Below are 18,858 nucleotides of genomic sequence, written 5' to 3'. Positions count from 1 at the left end.
CCCATAAAACCAAATTGTGTTCCGAGGGGAGTAGCAGCATGTACCGTTGGCTAGCCGAGAAACTGGGAAACGTAAGCGTTAATCGCAAACTGGGTGTCGGCTTCGGTCTCGTCCTGCTCCTGACCTTATTGATCACATTCACCGGCTGGACCGGGTTGACGGGTGTGATGAGCCGTGGCGACAAGCTCGGGTTCATTGCCAGCATCAATGAGCTGGCCAAGGATTTACGCGTGGCGCGCCTGGACTACGAAATGCGCCGTGGCGAACAAGGCCCGGGCGCGGTCAACGGCTATTTGGATCAGATCGAAGCCGGCCTGCAAACCGCACGCAAGATGATCGAGCAACCCGCCGACGTCGCGATGATCGACCAGCAACTGGCCGGCGTCAGCCAGTACCGGCAAGCCTTCACCGCCATGATCCAGGCCGGTGCCAACCGCGAAGATGCCCGCAGCAAACTCGGTGCCACCGCCGACAACGCCGTGGCCAAGGTGTCTGAGGTCGAGAAGGCACTGCTGCAAGGTGACAGCGTCGCCCAGTTCAACAGCGTGATCGACCTGAGCAAACTGATCCAGCAAGCGCGCTTCCAGGTACGCGGCTACACCTACAGCGCCAAAATCGAGGCCGAACAGCCGGCGCTGGACGCCATCGATAACGCCCTGAAAAACCTCGAGAGCCTGCCAGCCAAACTGCCGGAACAGTTCAGCGCCAACCTGCAACAGGCCTCCGATTCGCTCAAGGCCTACCGTGCCGCTGTCAGCCAGTACCGCGACTCTCAGGTCGCCAGCGCTGCCGCCCTCAAGCGTATGGCTGACCAAGGCGACAATCTGCGCGAACTCAGCAAGAAACTGACCATTTCGCAAACCGTCGTGCGTGACACCGATGCCGCCCACGCCAAGAACCTGCTGCTGATGGCCACGGTCCTCGCCCTGGCTTTCGGCCTGCTCGCCGCTTGGGCCATCACTCGCCAGATCGTCATTCCCCTGAGCCAGACCCTCAAGGTGGCCGAGCGCGTCGCCTCGGGCGATCTGACCCACAACCTGATCTCCGAACGCCAGGACGAACTCGGCCAGCTCCAGCGCGCCATGCAGAGCATGACCCTGGGCCTGCGCGAGTTGATCGGCGGCATCAGCGATGGCGTTACGCAAATCGCCAGCGCTGCCGAAGAGTTGTCCGCCGTGACCGAGCAAACCAGCGCCGGGGTCAACAGCCAGAAGGTGGAAACCGATCAGGTAGCCACTGCGATGCACGAGATGACCGCCACGGTGCAGGAAGTCGCGCGTAACGCCGAAGAAGCCTCCGAAGCCGCCGTCGCTGCCGATCAACAGGCCCGTGAAGGTGACAAAGTGGTCGGCGAAGCCATCGCCCAGATCGAACGCCTGGCCATCGAAGTCGGTAACTCGACTGTCGCCATGAGCGATCTGAAGCGCGAAAGCGACAAGATCGGCAGCGTGCTCGACGTGATCAAGTCCGTGGCGCAACAGACCAACCTGCTGGCGCTCAACGCCGCCATCGAAGCGGCCCGTGCCGGTGAAGCCGGACGCGGTTTTGCCGTGGTCGCCGACGAAGTCCGCAGCCTGGCCCAGCGCACCCAGAAGTCCACCGAAGAAATCGAAGAGTTGATCGTCGGCCTGCAAACCGGCACCCAGCAAGTCGCGACCATCATGGACAACAGCCGCAGCCTGACCGACAGCAGCGTCGAACTGACCCGCCGCGCCGGTGGCTCGCTGGAAAGCATCACCCGCACGGTGTCGGCGATCCAGTCGATGAACCAGCAGATCGCTGCGGCCGCCGAGCAACAGAGCGCCGTGGCCGAAGAGATCAACCGCAGCGTGCTGAACGTGCGTGATGTGTCCGAGCAGACCTCGGCGGCGAGCGAAGAGACCGCGGCGTCCAGCGTTGAGCTGGCGCGGCTGGGGACGCATTTGCAGATGTTGGTTGGGCGGTTCAAGGTTTAACAGGGGAAAAGGGGCCTGCACCCAGGCCCCCCGACTTACTCTGCAAGCCCGGCGACACGGCGAATGTGCCGTGCCATGGATGCCAAGTCCTGGGTAGTTTCGCCTTTGAAGTCATGAGATGAGATGTAACCCTCGTAACGCTCAAAGTACTTGTCGATGTTCGAACTGATGGGCTTGAAGGCGCTTGAGTCACCAGTGCCGTGCATGGGAAAGAGTTTGGCGTGCAAATGGTCAACTCCGTAACCTTCCAGCATCAGTGCGGTGCGACCGACATCTGCAAAGGATTCGTCGAGCAGCAGTGCAACTTTCTTGGCCGCTATGATCAGCCCCGATAACACTTCATCGGACTGCGCGAATGCATAACTTCCAAAGTGGCGCTTTGGAACAACCACCGAAAAACCCGGCGTATTGGGATAAATGGAAAGGAATGCGGCATGGGCATCATCCTCCCAAATCAAATGCATCGGCGCCTGACCGTCGATCATCTTGCAAAAGATACATTCCATGTGATTGAACCACCCTCGGTACTCTTTATTTTTCGACAGTTAGACAAACGATTTCATCCCACTAACCTAACAACGTATTGAACTTCAAAGGCACACTATTGGCGTCCCAGACAACGCTATGTTGTTCTGAACTTCCGAGCGTACGAGACGCCAGCGCTGCAATGACCGAAGACGCCAATATCGAAGCCAGGCCGAAATTACTTGGGCCATAACTGGGCATGATCCCCTTTGGCAAACGCTGCCATTCGAATGAGCGAGCGGATGTCCCGACACCGGCCATCGAATCAGTCTCCTGATGGCCGCTACCGTTATAAAAATTAGTCATGCACATACGATGCAGATAACCGCCGCTGACCACAGGAATACGATGTTTATCGGCCAGTCGCTTGCACTCACTGGCCAGCGTGGCCGGTTCGTCAGCGGTCACCACGACGGCGTCGTAACCCTCTGAGATCAAGCGATCAGCGTCATCCAGATCAAGTTGGCGCTTGATCGTCTGGACGTTTATATCCGGAAACTTTTCTTGCAGGATTTCCTGCAGCACGTCTGTCTTGAACCCGCCAACGTCGCTTCGACGCCAGAACAACTGCCGGTTCAGGTTGCTTTCTTCAATGCGGTCGCCGTCGCTCAGCGTCAGATGCCCAATGCCACTGCCCGCCAATAGCATGCTGGCAGTGCTGCCAATGCCGCCGCAGCCAAACAGCAAAATCCGCGAGCGCTGTAACGTGGCCATGTCTTCCAGCACGTCCTCACAGGAGCGGGCGCTGCAAAGCAGATAGCTGACGGTGCGACTGGTACGTGGGTCCTCAAGCAATTGACGTACACCCTGCATGGCGCAGGCTGATCCTGGAACCAGTGCACCAGCGGTGTCCAGCGCCTCAAGCATCGCCGTCTCCCCCTGCCCCGCCAGTTGCACGACGCCCGAGGGACCACTGATGTACATTCCGCCATCGTGTATGCCGTACAGGGTGGAGGGCGCAACCACGCCCATGAATCCTGAACCGGCAAAAAAATCATCCTGATTGTTCATCACACACTCACCCTCAAACCTCGTCCCGCAAGGGACGAGGTCAACACTCATGAAAGTCTTGGTTCAAGTCTTAGTTACAGAGCGGGGTGAAGCCATGCTTGCGCATATACGCCAGTTCCTGAGAAGTGCAAGGGAGCTGACCGTAAGCAACTACTTTATTGCCCGGTTGCATTTTGTATTCGGCCACGAATGGGTTTGCCGGTTTAACTTCATCCGCCTGAACGGTAGAAGAAATAGCCGCCACACCTGCCAACAGAGCGATAAGGCCAAACGTTTTCTTTTCCATAAGAATAAATGCTCACCAACAGTGGGTTAATTGAAGTGGAATGCGCAACTTCTTGATGCGCTTTCAATAAACGCGACGATCAGTTAGAAATTTAGACTTCACGTAAATTAAAAATTAAATACAACTCACGCGCGTCGCAGCCTTCGACAACACAAGCAGTTTTATATAAAAACCAAGCTGTCGAAGGCTGCGATTTTTTAGCGCCGGGGTTACAGAACCTGCCGCAAAAACGCCTGCGCCCGAGGATCCTTCGGCGCATCAAAAAACTCGGCCGGCGAAGCGTCTTCCAGCAATTTGCCGTGATCGAAGAACAACACCCGATCTGCCACTTCCCGGGCAAAGCCCATTTCGTGGGTCACGCAGACCATGGTCATGCCTTCCACGGCCAGGGTTTTCATCACGTCCAGCACTTCACCGACCATTTCCGGATCCAGCGCCGAGGTTGGCTCATCAAACAACATGACCTTCGGTTCCATCGCCAGCGCCCGGGCAATCGCCACGCGCTGTTGCTGACCGCCGGACAGGCGTGACGGAAACTCGTTGGCCTTTTGCGCGATGCCGACCTTCTCCAGCAACGCCAGGGCCTTGGCCTCGCGTTCCTTTTTGCCGCGCTTGCGCACGACCTTCTGGGCCAGGCAGAGGTTTTCCAGCACGGTCATGTGCGGGAACAGGTTGAAGTGCTGGAACACCATGCCGACTTCCCGACGATAGGCATTCACGTCGGTTTTCGGATCGGCCAGTTGCAGGCCGTCGATGCTCACCGAGCCCGAATCGAACTCTTCCAGGCCATTGAGGCAGCGCAGGAAGGTCGATTTGCCGGAACCCGACGGGCCGATCACCACCAGCACTTCGCCCCTGGCCACGGTCGTGGACACGTTATCCACCGCGCGCACCACCTGACCACGGGTGTCGAAGACTTTTACCAGATCGCGGACTTCAATCACTTTGCGCGAGCCTCCGCTCAAGCCGGCTGGCGATTTTCGACAGCGGCAGGTTGATCAACAGGTACAGCCCGGCCACGCAGAACAGGATTTCGAACGGCGAGAACGAGGTGGTGATGACTTCGCGGCCACTTTTCAGCAGTTCGGTAATCGCGATCACCGACACCAGCGACGTGTCTTTCACCAGGCTGATGAACTGCCCGGCCAGCGGCGGCAGCACGCGTTTCAAGGCTTGCGGCAATACCACGTGACGCATCGACTGGCCGGCGCTCAAGCCGAGCGAGCGCGCGGCTTCGTTCTGCCCACGGGCAATCGACTGCACGCCGGAACGGATGATCTCCGCCACGTAGGCGCCAGTGAACAGCGACAGTGCGGCGATCCCGGCGAACTCCCGGGACAGGTTCATTACCGTGCCGATGAAGAAGTAGAAAATGAAGATCTGCACCAGCAGCGGCGTACCGCGCACCAGTTCGACGTAAAGGGTCGAAAGGTCGCGCAGGGTCGGGTTGTTCGACAGCCGGCACAGGCCGGTCGCAAGGCCGATCAACAGCCCGAGCACGCCAGACACCACGGACAGCCACAACGTGGTCCACAGGCCCCACAGCAACGGTCCGGCGGCCCAATGCCGGGTGACACCGATCACGTCGCCTTCCGCCACGTCATCGCCCCGGGCGACTTGCAGGCTGTTTTCATCGACGATCAGGTGTTGTTCTGTACCTGCGTCATTGCGCAGGGTGACTTCGGCCTTGTCGCCCTGGCGCACCAGTTCGCCGACCGTGGAGATATCGGCGGCGCGCTGGGATTCTTCGGCGTGGTAGGCGAAGTACTGCGGCACGCGGTTCCAGCGCCATTCGTAGGCCATCAGCGAGGTGGCGTAATACAACGCGCCGGCCAGGCCGATCAGCACCAGCACCGTTAACACGTGCCAGGGCAGTTGGGATTTCTTGTGTTTCATTTGCTTTGGAGATTCCGGATTTGTGTCGCCTGGGAGGCCGCCTTCGCGGGCAAGCCTCGCTCCTACAGGGGAACGCATTCCAAATGTAGGAGCGAGGCTTGCCCGCGAATGGGGCGGCGCGGTCTAGCTGACCGAGCCTTATTCCATGTCCTTGAGCCAAGCGGTGTCTTTAAACCACTTGTCATGGATGCGGTCGTAGGTGCCGTCTTCGTGGATCTGGTGCAGGAAGTTGTTGATGAAGTTGAGGCTGTCGTAGTCGCCCTTCTTCAAGCCGAAGGCCAGCGGCTCGTAGGTGAACGGCTTGTCGAGGAACACCAGTTTGCCGGCGCCGACCTTGTTCACCGCGACCACGTTGTACGGGGCGTCGTAGATGAAGGCGTCGGCCTTGCCGTTGACCACGTCAAGCACGGCTTCCTGCTCGTTGTCGTAGCCGTGGTACTTGGCTTTGGCGATCAGCTTCCTGGCGACCATCTCGCCGGTGGTGCCGAGCTTGGAGGTGATGCGGTACTCGTCGGTGTTCAGGTCTTTGTAGGACTTGATGGTGCCTTCCAGGTCCTTGCGGATCAGCAGGGTCTGGCCGACGACGATGAACGGTTCGCTGAAGTTCAGGCGCAGGTTGCGTTCCTGGGTCAGGGTCATGCCGCTGCCGATCATGTCGAACTTGTCGGTCATCAGGGCCGGGATGATGCCGTCGTAGCCGGTGGACACCAGCTCCAGCTTGACGCCCATGGCCTTGGTCATAGCCTTGAGGAGGTCGACTTCGAAGCCGATGATCTCGCCACGCTTGTTGGTCATTTCGAACGGCATGTAGGTCGGGTCCATGCCGACTTTCAGCGTGCCGCGCTTGACCGCGTCATCGATGGCACCGGCCTGCGCCGCGTTGACTGCAACCAATGCCGTGACGCCGACCAGCAGCATCGAGAGATACTTCTTCATCATCAAGTCCCCAAAACCATTGCGGTGTGAGGCGCGCAATCGGCGGTTTTCGTTAGAAAACCGGAAGATACGAACAGAAAGCTGTCCGGGCGCACCAATTCGGGGACGGATCCTATCGCACTCGTTCGTTTGCACAAGGGTTAGCGCAGGAATTTGATCGTTCCCACGCTCTGCGTGGGAATGCAGCCCGGGACGCTCCGCGTCCCAAGAGCGGACGCAGAGCGTCCATGGAGGCATTCCCACGCAGAGCGTGGGAACGATCAGTCGGGCCAAAAAAAACCCCGCTTTCGCGGGGTTTTTCATTACGCCAACTGAGGCTGTGCACTCAATGGCTTGAGCGGCAACAGCGGCGCATGGGGATCGGCTTTCACCGATTTGCGCCAGGCGTCCAGCCACTCGGCGTGACCTTCGCTCCAGACCGCGTCATGCAGACGACCCAATGCCACCGGATCGCTCAGCAATTGCAGGCGCTCATGGTTGTTCAGCCCGGCAGGGCCGGCCTTCAACGCATGACGAACCCGTTCGACGCGCAACCACTCGATCGGCTCGGCCTGACCGTGACGGGACGTCGCCAGCGCGCACGCCAACGCATTCTGCTGTGGATCGACCACCGCCCGGATGAAGCCGTCATTCAACGCGTGATAACGGTTTTCATGGGTGTACTGGTCGGTCGCCACCAAGGCCTGTGGCGGATTGTATTCCTCAGGGATCATGAACAGGCTCTCGTCACGGGACTTGAGGCCCAGGCCGACACGGCTGGAGATCACCGACACCGGGATCGACAGCATCAACGAACCGACGATCGGTACCAGCCACCAGAGAAAGCTCGGGTTCAGCCAGATCACCAGCAGGGCCCAGAAGAAGCCCAGCAAGGTTTGCGGACCGTGGCGCTTGACCGCCTCGCTCCATGGCGTGGAGTCGTCGTCACGTTGTGGCGAGTTCCAGGTCGCGGCCCAGCCGAGGAACGCGGCGAGCACGAAGCGGGTGTGGAAAATCATCCGCACCGGCGCCAGCAGCATGGAGAACAACATCTCCAGCAGCATCGACGTCGTCACCTTGAACTTGCCACCGAACTCTTTCGCGCCCTTGGCCCAGATCAGGATGATGCTCAGCAACTTCGGCAGGAACAGCAGCACGACGGTGGTCGAGAACAGCGCGACGGCCTTGTCCGGGTGCCATTGTGGCCACAACGGATAGAGCTGGCGCGGCGCCATGAAGTACTGCGGCTCCATCAGGGTGTTCACCGCCAACAGCGCGGTGGACAACACCAGGAAGAAGAACCACAACGGCGCCGACAGGTAAGACATCACGCCGGTCAGGAACACCGCGCGGTGCACCGGGTGCATGCCCTTGACCAGGAACAGGCGGAAGTTCATCAGGTTACCGTGGCACCAGCGACGGTCACGCTTGAGTTCGTCCAGCAAGTTCGGCGGCAGTTCTTCGTAGCTGCCCGGCAAGTCGTAGGCAATCCACACGCCCCAGCCGGCACGGCGCATCAGCGCGGCTTCGACGAAGTCGTGGGACAGAATCGCACCGGCAAACGCACCTTTACCCGGCAACGGCGCCAAGGCGCAGTGCTCGATAAACGGCTTCATGCGGATGATCGCGTTGTGACCCCAGTAGTGGGATTCACCCAACTGCCAGAAGTGCAGGCCGGCGGTGAACAGCGGACCGTACACACGGGTCGCAAATTGCTGCATCCGCGCATACAGGGTGTCCATGCCCGACGCACGTGGCGCGGTCTGGATGATCCCGGCGTCCGGCGTGGCTTCCATCAAGCGCACCAGACTGGTCAGGCATTCGCCGCTCATCACGGAGTCCGCGTCGAGCACGACCATGTACTTGTAGTCACCGCCCCAACGACGGCAGAAGTCGTCGAGGTTGCCGCTTTTACGCTTAACGCGACGACGACGGCGGCGATAGAAAATCTTGCCGAAGCCCTTGGCTTCCCGGCAGACGTCCAGCCAGGCCTGTTGCTCGGCGACGCAGATATCGGTTTCGTTACTGTCGCTGAGGACGAAGAAGTCGAAGCGGTCCAGGTCACCCGTGGCCGCTACCGACTCGAAGGTCGCGCGCAGACCGGCAAACACCCGTGGCACGTCTTCGTTGCAGATCGGCATCACCAGTGCGGTGCGTGCGTCCTTGGCGATCGGCTCATTGCCGGCGCTTTTGCCGGAAATGCGGTATTTGTCGTGACCGGTGAGCAACTCGAGGAAGCCCATCAGCGCAGTCCAGAAACCGGCCGACACCCAGCAGAACAGAATCCCGAACAGAATCAGGATGCTGGTTTGCAAGGCATAAGGCAGGACCTGCATCGCAGTTTGCGTCAGGGACTGGTTGATGATTTCGTCCATGTCGACGAACGACCAGCCCTGGTACGGCATGATGCCTTTCATGTACCAGCCGGCCACGATGGTCTGGCCGAGCATCAGCACCAGCAGAATGTAGCGACGGATCGAACCGACGGTGCGCCAGCGAGCCGCTGGCAACACGCGTTCATCCTTCGGCGGGGCTGGTGGATTGGTGCGACCGGTCATCCGGCGCCAGCCGCGCACCAGGATGTTGGTACGCCACGGCTCCGGCACGACCTTGGTCCGACGGATCGGCGGAGTCGCTTTGAGTACGACACGACCACTGGCGTCAAGCGCCAGCATCTCCGCTTCTTCCAGCTCTTCAGCACTGTTGAGGAGCAAGCGTTTGCCCACCGAGGCTTGTGCAGCCTCGGCAGGAGCGTCGAACGTCGAAGACGAAAGACGCTGGTGCAGTTCACTGAAGGACTGGCAGCCTGCGAGTTCCGCGCGCTGCTCGTCGGTCATCGGTAAATGCGCCAGATACTCGGAGAGAGTCTCTGGCTTTAGTTGAGAATTACTCATCGGCAGGCAACTGGTAGCTCCAGGTCTCGGTCAGGACTTCTTCAGTCTCGTTCGATTCCGGTGTGGCTGGGGCCGCGTCCGCAGCAGCAGGCTGCTTGGCGTCTTTGTTGTCCTTGTTCTTGGCATCGGTCACTGGCTTGGCATCAGCCTGCTTGGCGTCTGCCTGCTTGGCGTCCTTGGTTTCCTTGTCCACTTTCTCTTGCTGCTTGGCGGCGACTTTGTCGGCCTTGGCAACAGAGGAGCTGGAGGAAGGCACCAACGACTTGGCCAGATCTTCAGGCTGGATCTTCTGGACCAGCGCCGCGCGCATCTCGGTGGCCTTGCTCGGATCCTTGATTTTCATGCGCAGCATCAGGCGCCAGCCCTTGGTTTCAGGGTTGTAGCGCACGGTGTTCTCGACCAGTTCGGCATTGTCGCCAATGCTGACCTGGCTGCGCACGTCGGCGTTTTCCGGCAAAGCGGCCAGGGACGGGCCTTCGAAGTCCACCAGGTAGGCAACGCTGCCATCCGGCTGACGGATCAGGTTCGACTGTTTGACGTCGCCGGTGGAACGCAGGGTCTGTTTGACCCAGGCGCTGTCCGGTGCGTGAATCGAGGCTTCGTCAATGGTCCAGTGCATGCGATAGGCGACGTCGAGTGGCTGGCCTGGTTCAGGCAGTTTTTCCGGGCTCCAGAAGGCAACGATGTTGTCGTTGGTTTCGTCGGCGGTCGGAATTTCCACCAGGTCTACAGAACCCTTGCCCCAATCGCCTTTTGGCTCGATCCACGCACTTGGGCGCTTGTCGTAGCGGTCGTCGAGGTCTTCATAGTGGCTGAAGTCACGACCACGCTGCAGCAAGCCGAAGCCACGCGGGTTTTCGATGGCGAAGTTGCTGACCGCCAAGTGTTTTGGATTGTTCAGGGGGCGCCAGATCCACTCGCCGTTGCCGGCATGGATCGACAGACCGCTGGAGTCGTGCAGTTCACGGCGATAGTTCAGCACTTTCGACGGCTGGTTGGCGCCGAACAGGAACATGCTGGTCAGCGGCGCAACGCCAAGCTTGGTGACTTTGTCACGCAGGAACATCTTGGCCTTGACGTCGACCACGGTGTCGCTGCCTGGACGCAGGGTCAGACGGTAAGCACCGGTGGCACGCGGGGAATCCAGCAGGGCGAAGATCACCAGGTGCTTGTCACCTGGCTTGGGCTGTTGAATCCAGAATTCGGTGAAACGCGGGAATTCTTCGCCGGACGGCAAGGCGGTGTCGATGGCCATGCCGCGAGCGGACAAGCCATAGGTGTGACCCTTGCCAACCACGCGGAAGTAACTCGCGCCGAGCATGGTCATGATTTCGTCTTGCTTGTCGGCCTTGTTGATCGGGTACAGCACACGGAAACCGGCATAACCCAGTTGTTCGGTGGCTTTAGGATCGAACGACACATCGCCGAAATCGAAACGACTTGGGTCGTATTTGATCTCTTCGACGGTGTTGGCCGTGATTTCGTTGATTTTCACCGGGGTGTCGAAGTGCATGCCCTGGTGATAGAACGACAGCTTGAACGGGGTTTTCTGATCGGCCCACTCGGCTTTTTCAGTGCGGAAACGAATTTTCTGATAGTCCGCGAATTTCATTTCGCGGAATTCGTTCGGCAGGTTACTGCGCGGGGCTTCGTATTTCTGCCCGGCCAGCTCTTTCGCCTTGACCGACACATCATCCAGGTTGAATGCCCAAAGCTGGCCGGCGCTGAGCAGGCACAGCAGTGCAGAGCCCGCTACCAGAGCGCTTCGGAACCGTTGGGCAGACAATTTTGGTGCATTACAGGGACTAACAATCACGAGCAACCCTCGCCGAAAACAGATCAAAAAACCAACGGCCAGCTATCTATATGCCAGGTTGGCGAGCATTGTTCCGACTCCTATGGGGCTAAATGATTCCCCAACAGGTCCGGGCAAGTCTCTACATAAGTCAAATGGGCCAACGAACGCTGATCCCCGTAGCGCGCGATTATCTAGTAGGCCGCGTTACAAAGCATCAGGGGGTAACAAAGTATTTATCGCGCAAAACCCCTGTTTTCAGTCGAAACGCCCTGAAAAACAGGTTTCAGGGCGTTTCAGGCCTGTAACAGGAAGGTGACCGGGCCATCATTGACCAGATGCACCTGCATATCCGCGCCGAATCTACCTGATGCCACAGTGCCATGCACCTCTTTCGCTTTGCCTAATAGATAGCCGAAAAGTTCTTCACCCAGAGCCGGAGGTGCCGCGGTCGAAAAACTCGGGCGCAGCCCACTCTTGGTGTCGGCCGCCAGGGTGAATTGCGAGACCAGCAGCAACCCACCGCCAACGTCCACCAGGGACAGATTCATCTTGCCCTCGGCGTCACTGAATACACGATAGTTAAGCATCTTATGCAGAAGTTTGTCGGCACTGGCCCGAGTGTCCCCGGGCTCGACCGCCACCAATACCAGCAAACCCTGGTCGACGGCACCGACCACCTCCCCCGCTACCTCGACACGCGCGCCTCGCACGCGCTGCAACAGACCCTTCATGCTTCTTCAGGCGGCAGATCAAGCAAGCGTCGGGCCATCTGACCGGCGGCACGTACCAATGCATCGGTGATGCCCGGTTCGGAGGCGGCGTGGCCGGCATCGCGGATGACCTGCAGTTCGCTGTTCGGCCAGGCCTGGTGCAATTCCCAGGCGTTGTCCAACGGGCAGATCACGTCGTAACGGCCATGGACGATCACGCCAGGCAAATGGGCGATCTTGCCCATGTCGCGAATCAGCTGGTTCGGTTCAAGGAACGCATTGTTGGTGAAGTAGTGGCATTCGATGCGGGCAATCGACAAAGCGCGTTGAGGTTCGGAGAAACGATCGACCACCAGCGGGTTCGGGCGCAGGGTCGCGGTCCGGCCTTCCCAGGTGGACCAGGCCTTGGCCGCGTGCATCTGGGCGATCTGATCGTTGCCGGTCAGGCGCTTGTGGAAAGCGGTGAGCAAGTCGCCGCGCTCGTCCAGCGGGATTGGCGCGATGTAGTCCTGCCAGTAGTCGGGAAACAGGCGACTGGCGCCGGCCTGGTAGAACCACTCGATTTCCTGCGGCCGGCACAGAAAGATCCCGCGCAGGATCAGGCCATGCACACGTTCCGGGTGGGTTTGCGCGTAGGCCAGCGCCAGGGTCGAGCCCCAGGAGCCGCCGAACAATACCCATTTTTCGATATTCAGGTGCTTGCGGATCCGCTCCAGGTCGGCGACCAGATCCCAGGTGGTGTTGTTTTCAAGATTGGCGTGGGGCGTGGAGCGACCGCAACCGCGCTGGTCGAAGGTGACAATGCGATACAGGTTCGGGTCGAAATACCGACGGCTTTGGGCATCACACCCGGCGCCGGGGCCGCCATGGATGAACACCACCGGCAAACCTTCCGGGGAACCGCTTTCGTCGACGTACAGCGTGTGAGTCTTATCGACGGCCAGATCGTGCCGGGCGTAGGGTTTGATCTGCGGGAACAAAGTCTGCATTGCGCGCTCCGTAAGGGGTCGGGTCATCCCTGGGGGGACTTCTATTATTCTGCCGTCCGGCATCATAAACCCGAATTACGTCAATGAGCATGCCCTTGCAACGTCAGAGCCTGTCAGCCAGAAACCCGACCAGCGTTTCATACAGTCGGTCGACCTCGGCGACCTGCCCGCGACCCCGCAGGCAGCCGTGCACCAGCCCTTCGCCGTAGTAAAGCGTTGCACTGATGCCCGCGGCATTGAGTCGCTCGGCATAGCGCACACCGTCGTCGCGCAGCGGGTCGAATTGCGCCACGGCGATCCATGCCGGGGGCAAACCGCTGAGATCGTCGGCAAGCAGGGGCATGGCGTAGGCGCTCGGTGGTGCGTTGCCGCGCAAGTAAAGGGCGTGATAGCAATCCACGTCGCGGCTGCTGAGCAACGGCGCGTCGGCGCATTCGCTGCGGGACGGTAGACGGTGATCGCCACCCAGGCCCGGGTAAATCAGCACTTGTGCGGTGGGCAACGGCTCGCCCGCGTCGCGTAACGCCAGGCATAACGCGGCGGCGAGATTGCCGCCGGCGCTGTCTCCGGCGGCGACCATTCGCTCCGGGTCGAACCAGAACGGCCCTGACCGAAGCGCCTGCCAGACCTTCAGGCAATCGTCGAACCCGGCCGGGAACGGATGCTCGGGCGCCAACCGATAATCCACCGCGACCACCATCGCTCCCGTCACCGATGCCAGTTCGGCGCAGATGAAGTCATGGGAATCCAGATCCCCGACCACCCAGCCACCGCCGTGTAGATACAGGATGCACGGCCAGCCGCTGGTCGGCGGCGTCACCGGGGGACGATAGGAACGCACCGCCACGCCCGCGAGGGTGAAGTCGGTGACCTCAAGCCCGGCGGGACGGGGTGGGGTAAACGCCCGGCACATCTCGCTGTAGGCCTGGCGCAACCCGGTGAGGCTGCTGTCGGTGCTGTTGAAGCCGAGGGTTTTCTCGACGAAGGCCGACATTTGGATAGAAAGAGGGTAAGGAGCCATGGACCGGCCTTTAGTCACGGATAAATTGAGGTGCTTTTGTGGCGAGGGGGCTTGCCCCCGTTCGGCGGCGCAGCCGTCGTAAAACCGGCTGGCAGAGTGCATCTGATGCTACTCGGCTGAATGGTTTTGGGGCTGCTTCGCCGCCCAACGGGGGCAAGCCCCCTCGCCACAATGTGCGCACACCTGCCGATCAGTTTTTGAGGCTGGCCTGCACCGTCGCCACACCCTCTTTACCATCAAAACTGCTAACCCCCGCCAGCCAACGCTGAAGGTCTTCCGGATGCTCACGCAACCACTGCTTGGCAACGTCCTGCGGCGTCTTGCGTTCCATGATCGGCACCATCAACTGGCTTTCCTGGGACGCGGTGAAGGTCAGGTTTTGCAGCAGGCGATTCACGTTCGGGCAGCGCTCGGCGTAGTCCGGGGCGGTGACGGTGGAGACGGTCGCCGCGCCTTCGTTCGGGCCGTAGACGTCTTCGCTGCCGGTCAGGTAGGTGATGTTCATGTTGATGTTCATCGGGTGCGGGGTCCAGCCGACGAACACCACGAATTCCTTGCGGTTCACCGCCCGTTGTACGGCGGCGAGCATGCCGGCCTCACCGGACTCGATCAGTTTGAAATCCTTCAGGCCAAAGTGATTGGTTTCGATCATCGTCTTGATCGTGGTATTGGCGCCGCTGCCCGGCTCGATGCCATAGATCTTGCCGCCCAGTTGGTCTTTGAATTTGGCGATATCCGCGAAAGTCTTCAGCCCGGCCGCTGCCACGTATTCAGGTACGGCGAGGGTTGCCTGGGCATCGGCCAGGCTCGGCTTGTCCATGACCTTGACCTGATTGGCCGCCACGAACGGGGCGATGTTCTTGTCCATCGCCGGTTTCCAGTAACCGAGGAAGATATCGAGGCGCTTGTCGCGGATGCCGGCGAAGATGATTTGCTGCACGGCGCTGGTTTGCTTGCTGTCGTAGCCCAGGCCATTGAGCAGCACATCAGCCATGCCGCTGGTGGCGATCACGTCGGTCCAGTTGACCACGCCCATGCGCACGGCTTTGCAGGACGCGTCGTCACTGGCCATGACGCTGGTGCTCAGGAGAGCGGTGCCGCAGAGGATTGAGAGACAGCGGGTGAACAGTCTTTTCATCGGAGGGATCTCGTGCGGCAGCAATTATTGTGGGATTCGGCGTCTTTGTGCACCGTGCCCAGAACATTACGCAGCAGACGAGCGGTAAAAGCGAACTGTGGCGACCGAGATTTGCACGGTGGCGACTTGATAGCGAAGTGCTGATCGTTCCCACGCTCTGGTCTGCGTGGGAACGATCAGCGCGCTCTGTGTGTGAACGGTCGGCGGCCGGTTACGCGTAGTGCTTCTGGCCCCAAGCCAACAACCCTTCCAGCAATTCCTTGAGCACCACCTGCGTCGGCGCCGCCAGGTCCGGGCGATAGCGGAACGGCTCAAACTCTTCCATATACGTGCACTGCCCCAGCTCCAGTTGCACCGCGTGGATGTTTTCGGCCGGGTTGCCGTAATGGCGGGTGATGTGGCCGCCCTTGAAGCGTCCGTTCAGCACATGGCTGTACTCGGTGTGTTTGGCGCAGATCGCTTCCAGTTGCGTGGCCAACTGAGGATCGCAACTGGCGCCGTTGAAGGTGCCGAGGTTGAAGTCCGGCAGTTTGCCGTCGAACAGGTGCGGGATGATCGAGCGGATCGAGTGCGCATCGAACAGCAGCGCGTAGCCGAACTCGGCCTTCAAGCGTGCCAGTTCGCTCTGCAAGGTGCGGTGATACGGCGTCCAGATCTGTTCCAGGTAGGTCGCGCGCTCGGCCGCCGTCGGCTCCATGCCCTCGCGGAACAATGGAATGCCATCGAACAGTATCGACGGGTACAGGCCGGTGGTGGCGCCGACGTACATCGGTTTGTCGTCGGACGGTCGGTTCAGGTCGATGACAAACCGCGAGTACTCGCCGGCCAGGGTGCTGGCGCCCAGTTCGGTGGCGAAATCGTAAAGCTGCGGGATGTGCCAGTCGGTGTCCGGCAGGCTTTTCGCGTCGGGGATCAACCCGGCTTCGACCACAGGCGTCAGGCGCAGGCCGGCGTGGGGCATGCTGATCAGCAGCGGCACGCGGCCTTGTTTGAAGTTCAGAACCTTATCCACAACTGCTCTCCTAAAGACTTGTCTCGATGCCGTGACGCACGACGCGTTTTTCCAGGTCGCCGCCCAGCCAGTACGACAGGTCGGCGGGACGATCGATTTGCCAGGCGACGAAATCCGCAACTTTGCCGACTTCCAGCGAACCATGGGTATCAGCTATGCCCAGCGCGGTAGCGGCATGAATGGTTGCGCCGGCCAGGGCTTCTTCCGGGGTCATGCGGAAACAGGTGCAAGCCATGTTCAACATCAGGCGCAGCGACAACGCCGGCGAGGTGCCGGGGTTGAGGTCGCTGGCGATGGCGATTTTCACCCCGTGCTTGCGCAGGGCCTCCATCGGCGGCAACTGGGTTTCGCGCAGGAAGTAGAACGCCCCCGGCAGCAGCACCGCGACGGTGCCGGACTGGGCCATGGCGATGGCGTCGTCTTCGTCCATGAATTCCAGGTGGTCGGCGGACAGCGCGTGGTAACGCGCGGCCAGGCTCGAACCGTGCAAGGACGACAACTGCTCGGCGTGCAACTTCACCGGCAGACCGAGTGCCTGTGCGGTAATAAATACCCGCTCGACCTGCGCCGGCGAGAACGCCAGGTATTCGCAGAACGCATCCACCGCATCCACCAGCCCTTCAGCGGCGAGAGCCGGCAGCATCTCGGCGCAGATGTGATCGATGTAGTCGTCGGCGCGATCCTTGTATTCCGGCGGCAAGGCGTGCGCCGCCAGGCACGTGCTGCGCACGCTGACCGGCAACTCGGCGCCGAGGCGACGCGCGACCCGCAGCATTTTGCGTTCGTTGACCAGGTCCAGACCGTAACCGGACTTGATTTCGACCGTGGTCACGCCGTCGCGCAGCAGGCTTTTCAAACGCTTGGCGGCGCTGACGAACAGGTCATCTTCAGTGGCCGCACGGGTGGCGCGCACGGTGCTGGCGATGCCGCCACCGGCCGCGGCGATGTCCGAATAGCTGACGCCTTGCAGACGCTGTTCGAATTCACCGCTGCGGTTACCGCCGAACACCGTGTGGGTGTGGCAGTCGATCAGGCCCGGCGTGACCCAGGCTCCTTTCAAGTCGTTGACCGCCGGGTAGTCGCCCGACGGCAATTGAGCACGTGGGCCGATCCACTCGATGTGCGCACCGGACGTCACGATGGCCGCATCCTCGATGATCGAGTAGACGCCTTGCGCCATGGTTGCGACGTTGCAGTGTTGCCAGAGCGTTTTCATCCTGGCCTCCGTTAGGTTATCGATGAGAAAAATCAGGGTTTCGCGTCACTAATGCAGCTTTACCGGCCGCGGGTTTGACCCAGGTCAGGTAGGCCAGCACCAGCAACACGATCCAGACCACGCCAACGACCAGCGCGGCCTGGGTATCCGGGAAGTAGCCGAGCACGCCGAAAATAAACAGCATGAACGCAATCGCCGCCATCGGCGCATAAGGCCAGAACGGCACCGGGAATTTCAGTTGCGCGACCTGTTCGGCGCTCATGGAACGGCGCATCGCCACCTGGGTGAACAGAATCATCAGCCAGACCCACACCGTGGCGAAGGTCGCGATGGAGGCAATCAGCAGGAACACGTTCTCCGGGATCAGGTAGTTCAGCAGCACGCCCAACAGCAGCGCGACACTCATCACCACTACGGTCATCCACGGCACGCCATTGCCGGACAAGCGGGCGAACCCCTTGGGTGCGTGGCCTTGCTGGGCCAGGCCGTACATCATCCGACCCGCGCCGAAGATGTCACTGTTGATGGCCGACACCGCCGCCGAGATCACCACGATGTTGAGGATGGTCGCTGCCGAGCTGATGCCCAGGTTGTCGAAAATCTGCACGAACGGGCTGCCCTGGCTGCCAATCTGCTGCCACGGGAAGATCGACATCAGCACAAACATGGTCAGCACGTAGAACAGCAGGATGCGCAACGGCACGGCATTGATCGCCCGGGGCAGCACGTGCTGCGGGTCCTTGGCTTCGCCGGCGGTGACGCCGATGATTTCAATGCCGCCAAAGGCGAACATCACCACGGCGAACGAGGCAATCAGGCCACCCACGCCATTGGGCATGAAACCGCCATGGCTCCAGAGGTTGCTGATGTCAGTCGCCTGGGCGCCAGGGGCGGTGCTGATGCCGAACAGCATGATGCCGAAGCCGCCGAGGATCATCGCGACGATGGCCGCGACCTTGAGCAGCGACAGCCAGAACTCCATTTCGCCAAAGACTTTGACGTTGCACAGGTTCAGGCCGCCGACCACCGAAACGATGCCCAGGACCCAGATCCAGCGCGCGACTTCCGGAAACCAGAAGCCCATGTAAATACCGAACGCGGTGACGTCAGCCATGCCGACGATGACCATTTCAAACGCGTAGGTCCAACCGAGGATGAAGCCCGCCATCGGCCCCAGGTAGGTGCTGGCGTAGTGACCGAACGAGCCGGCCACCGGGTTGTGCACCGCCATCTCACCGAGCGCGCGCATGACCATGAACACCGCCGCGCCACCCATCAGGTAGGCGAGCAGTACCGCAGGCCCGGCCATTTGAATGGCCGAGGCAGAGCCGTAGAACAGCCCGGTGCCGATCGCCGACCCCAGCGCCATGAAGCGAATATGTCGGGCAGAGAGCCCGCGTTTTAATCCTTTTGCTTGCGGTTGCATTGCTCGTCCTTAATTATTTTTATTGGTGGAGTTGATCGTTCCCATGCGCAGCAAAGGAATGCCTCT

At 60.4% G+C, this 18,858-nt stretch carries 16 protein-coding genes and 1 pseudogene; 2 read left to right on the top strand and 15 right to left on the bottom strand.

The window, feature by feature from the left end:
* Positions 1-38 precede the first annotated feature (38 nt).
* Together FQ192_RS35020 and FQ192_RS35015 are read left to right on the top strand one after the other, a co-directional pair.
* Positions 39-1,097, top strand: a pseudogene (locus FQ192_RS35020) (methyl-accepting chemotaxis protein); the annotation flags it as partial.
* Positions 1,083-1,955 carry a methyl-accepting chemotaxis protein gene (locus FQ192_RS35015; RefSeq protein WP_372242344.1) on the top strand — a complete coding sequence of 291 codons (873 nt, stop codon included), beginning with the start codon at positions 1,083-1,085 and terminating at the stop codon, positions 1,953-1,955. The pseudogene FQ192_RS35020 and the gene FQ192_RS35015, both read left to right, overlap by 15 nt.
* 35 nt (positions 1,956-1,990) lie before the next feature.
* On the opposite strand, the gene FQ192_RS14110 is transcribed toward FQ192_RS35015, so the two are convergent.
* The 15 genes from FQ192_RS14110 to FQ192_RS14035 form a co-directional block, all read right to left on the bottom strand.
* Positions 1,991-2,461: an HIT family protein gene (locus tag FQ192_RS14110; RefSeq protein ID WP_149659147.1), complete on the bottom strand. Its 471-nt coding sequence runs from the start codon at positions 2,459-2,461 to the stop codon at positions 1,991-1,993.
* Positions 2,462-2,522: 61 nt separating this feature from the next.
* Positions 2,523-3,491 (bottom strand): ThiF family adenylyltransferase, encoded by a 969-nt coding sequence (locus FQ192_RS14105; RefSeq protein ID WP_178129117.1) that lies wholly within the window; start codon positions 3,489-3,491, stop codon positions 2,523-2,525.
* A gap of 70 nt (positions 3,492-3,561) precedes the next feature.
* Positions 3,562-3,777, bottom strand: coding sequence for a hypothetical protein (locus tag FQ192_RS14100; protein ID WP_149659145.1), 216 nt, complete (start codon positions 3,775-3,777; stop codon positions 3,562-3,564).
* A gap of 209 nt (positions 3,778-3,986) precedes the next feature.
* Positions 3,987-4,721, bottom strand: a complete 735-nt coding sequence (locus tag FQ192_RS14095; RefSeq protein ID WP_123402566.1) for an amino acid ABC transporter ATP-binding protein — start codon at positions 4,719-4,721, stop codon at positions 3,987-3,989.
* Positions 4,714-5,673 (bottom strand): amino acid ABC transporter permease, encoded by a 960-nt coding sequence (locus FQ192_RS14090; RefSeq protein WP_149659144.1) that lies wholly within the window; start codon positions 5,671-5,673, stop codon positions 4,714-4,716. Before FQ192_RS14090 ends, FQ192_RS14095 begins: the two co-directional genes overlap by 8 nt.
* A gap of 138 nt (positions 5,674-5,811) precedes the next feature.
* Entirely contained in the window at positions 5,812-6,609 is a 798-nt protein-coding gene (locus FQ192_RS14085) for a transporter substrate-binding domain-containing protein (protein WP_149659143.1), read from the bottom strand.
* Positions 6,610-6,911: 302 nt separating this feature from the next.
* Positions 6,912-9,482, bottom strand: a complete 2,571-nt coding sequence (gene mdoH, locus FQ192_RS14075; protein ID WP_149659141.1) for a glucans biosynthesis glucosyltransferase MdoH — start codon at positions 9,480-9,482, stop codon at positions 6,912-6,914.
* Positions 9,475-11,298 carry a glucan biosynthesis protein G gene (locus FQ192_RS14070; RefSeq protein ID WP_149659140.1) on the bottom strand — a complete coding sequence of 608 codons (1,824 nt, stop codon included), beginning with the start codon at positions 11,296-11,298 and terminating at the stop codon, positions 9,475-9,477. Before FQ192_RS14070 ends, mdoH begins: the two co-directional genes overlap by 8 nt.
* Before the next feature lie 275 nt (positions 11,299-11,573).
* Positions 11,574-12,011, bottom strand: coding sequence for a D-aminoacyl-tRNA deacylase (gene dtd / locus FQ192_RS14065; RefSeq protein WP_149659139.1), 438 nt, complete (start codon positions 12,009-12,011; stop codon positions 11,574-11,576).
* Complete coding sequence (gene pip / locus FQ192_RS14060; protein ID WP_149659138.1) at positions 12,008-12,979, bottom strand: prolyl aminopeptidase; 972 nt, start codon at positions 12,977-12,979, stop codon at positions 12,008-12,010. Before pip ends, dtd begins: the two co-directional genes overlap by 4 nt.
* Positions 12,980-13,082: 103 nt before the next feature.
* On the bottom strand, positions 13,083-14,000 hold the full coding sequence (locus FQ192_RS14055) for an alpha/beta hydrolase (protein ID WP_149659137.1): 918 nt from the start codon (positions 13,998-14,000) through the stop codon (positions 13,083-13,085).
* Between the two features lie 190 nt (positions 14,001-14,190).
* Positions 14,191-15,138 (bottom strand): choline ABC transporter substrate-binding protein, encoded by a 948-nt coding sequence (locus FQ192_RS14050; RefSeq protein ID WP_149659136.1) that lies wholly within the window; start codon positions 15,136-15,138, stop codon positions 14,191-14,193.
* Positions 15,139-15,349: 211 nt separating this feature from the next.
* Complete coding sequence (gene hutG, locus FQ192_RS14045) at positions 15,350-16,150, bottom strand: N-formylglutamate deformylase (protein ID WP_149659135.1); 801 nt, start codon at positions 16,148-16,150, stop codon at positions 15,350-15,352.
* Positions 16,151-16,160: 10 nt separating this feature from the next.
* Complete coding sequence (hutI, locus tag FQ192_RS14040; RefSeq protein ID WP_149659134.1) at positions 16,161-17,366, bottom strand: imidazolonepropionase; 1,206 nt, start codon at positions 17,364-17,366, stop codon at positions 16,161-16,163.
* Positions 17,367-17,382: 16 nt separating this feature from the next.
* On the bottom strand, positions 17,383-18,792 hold the full coding sequence (locus FQ192_RS14035; protein WP_149659133.1) for an amino acid permease: 1,410 nt from the start codon (positions 18,790-18,792) through the stop codon (positions 17,383-17,385).
* Between the last annotated feature and the right edge of the window lie 66 nt (positions 18,793-18,858).

The organism is Pseudomonas sp. ANT_J12 (assembly GCF_008370045.1).
Lineage (GTDB): Bacteria > Pseudomonadota > Gammaproteobacteria > Pseudomonadales > Pseudomonadaceae > Aquipseudomonas.
Note: the sequence above shows the minus strand (reverse complement) of the source record. Positions and strands in the feature narration are given on the sequence as shown.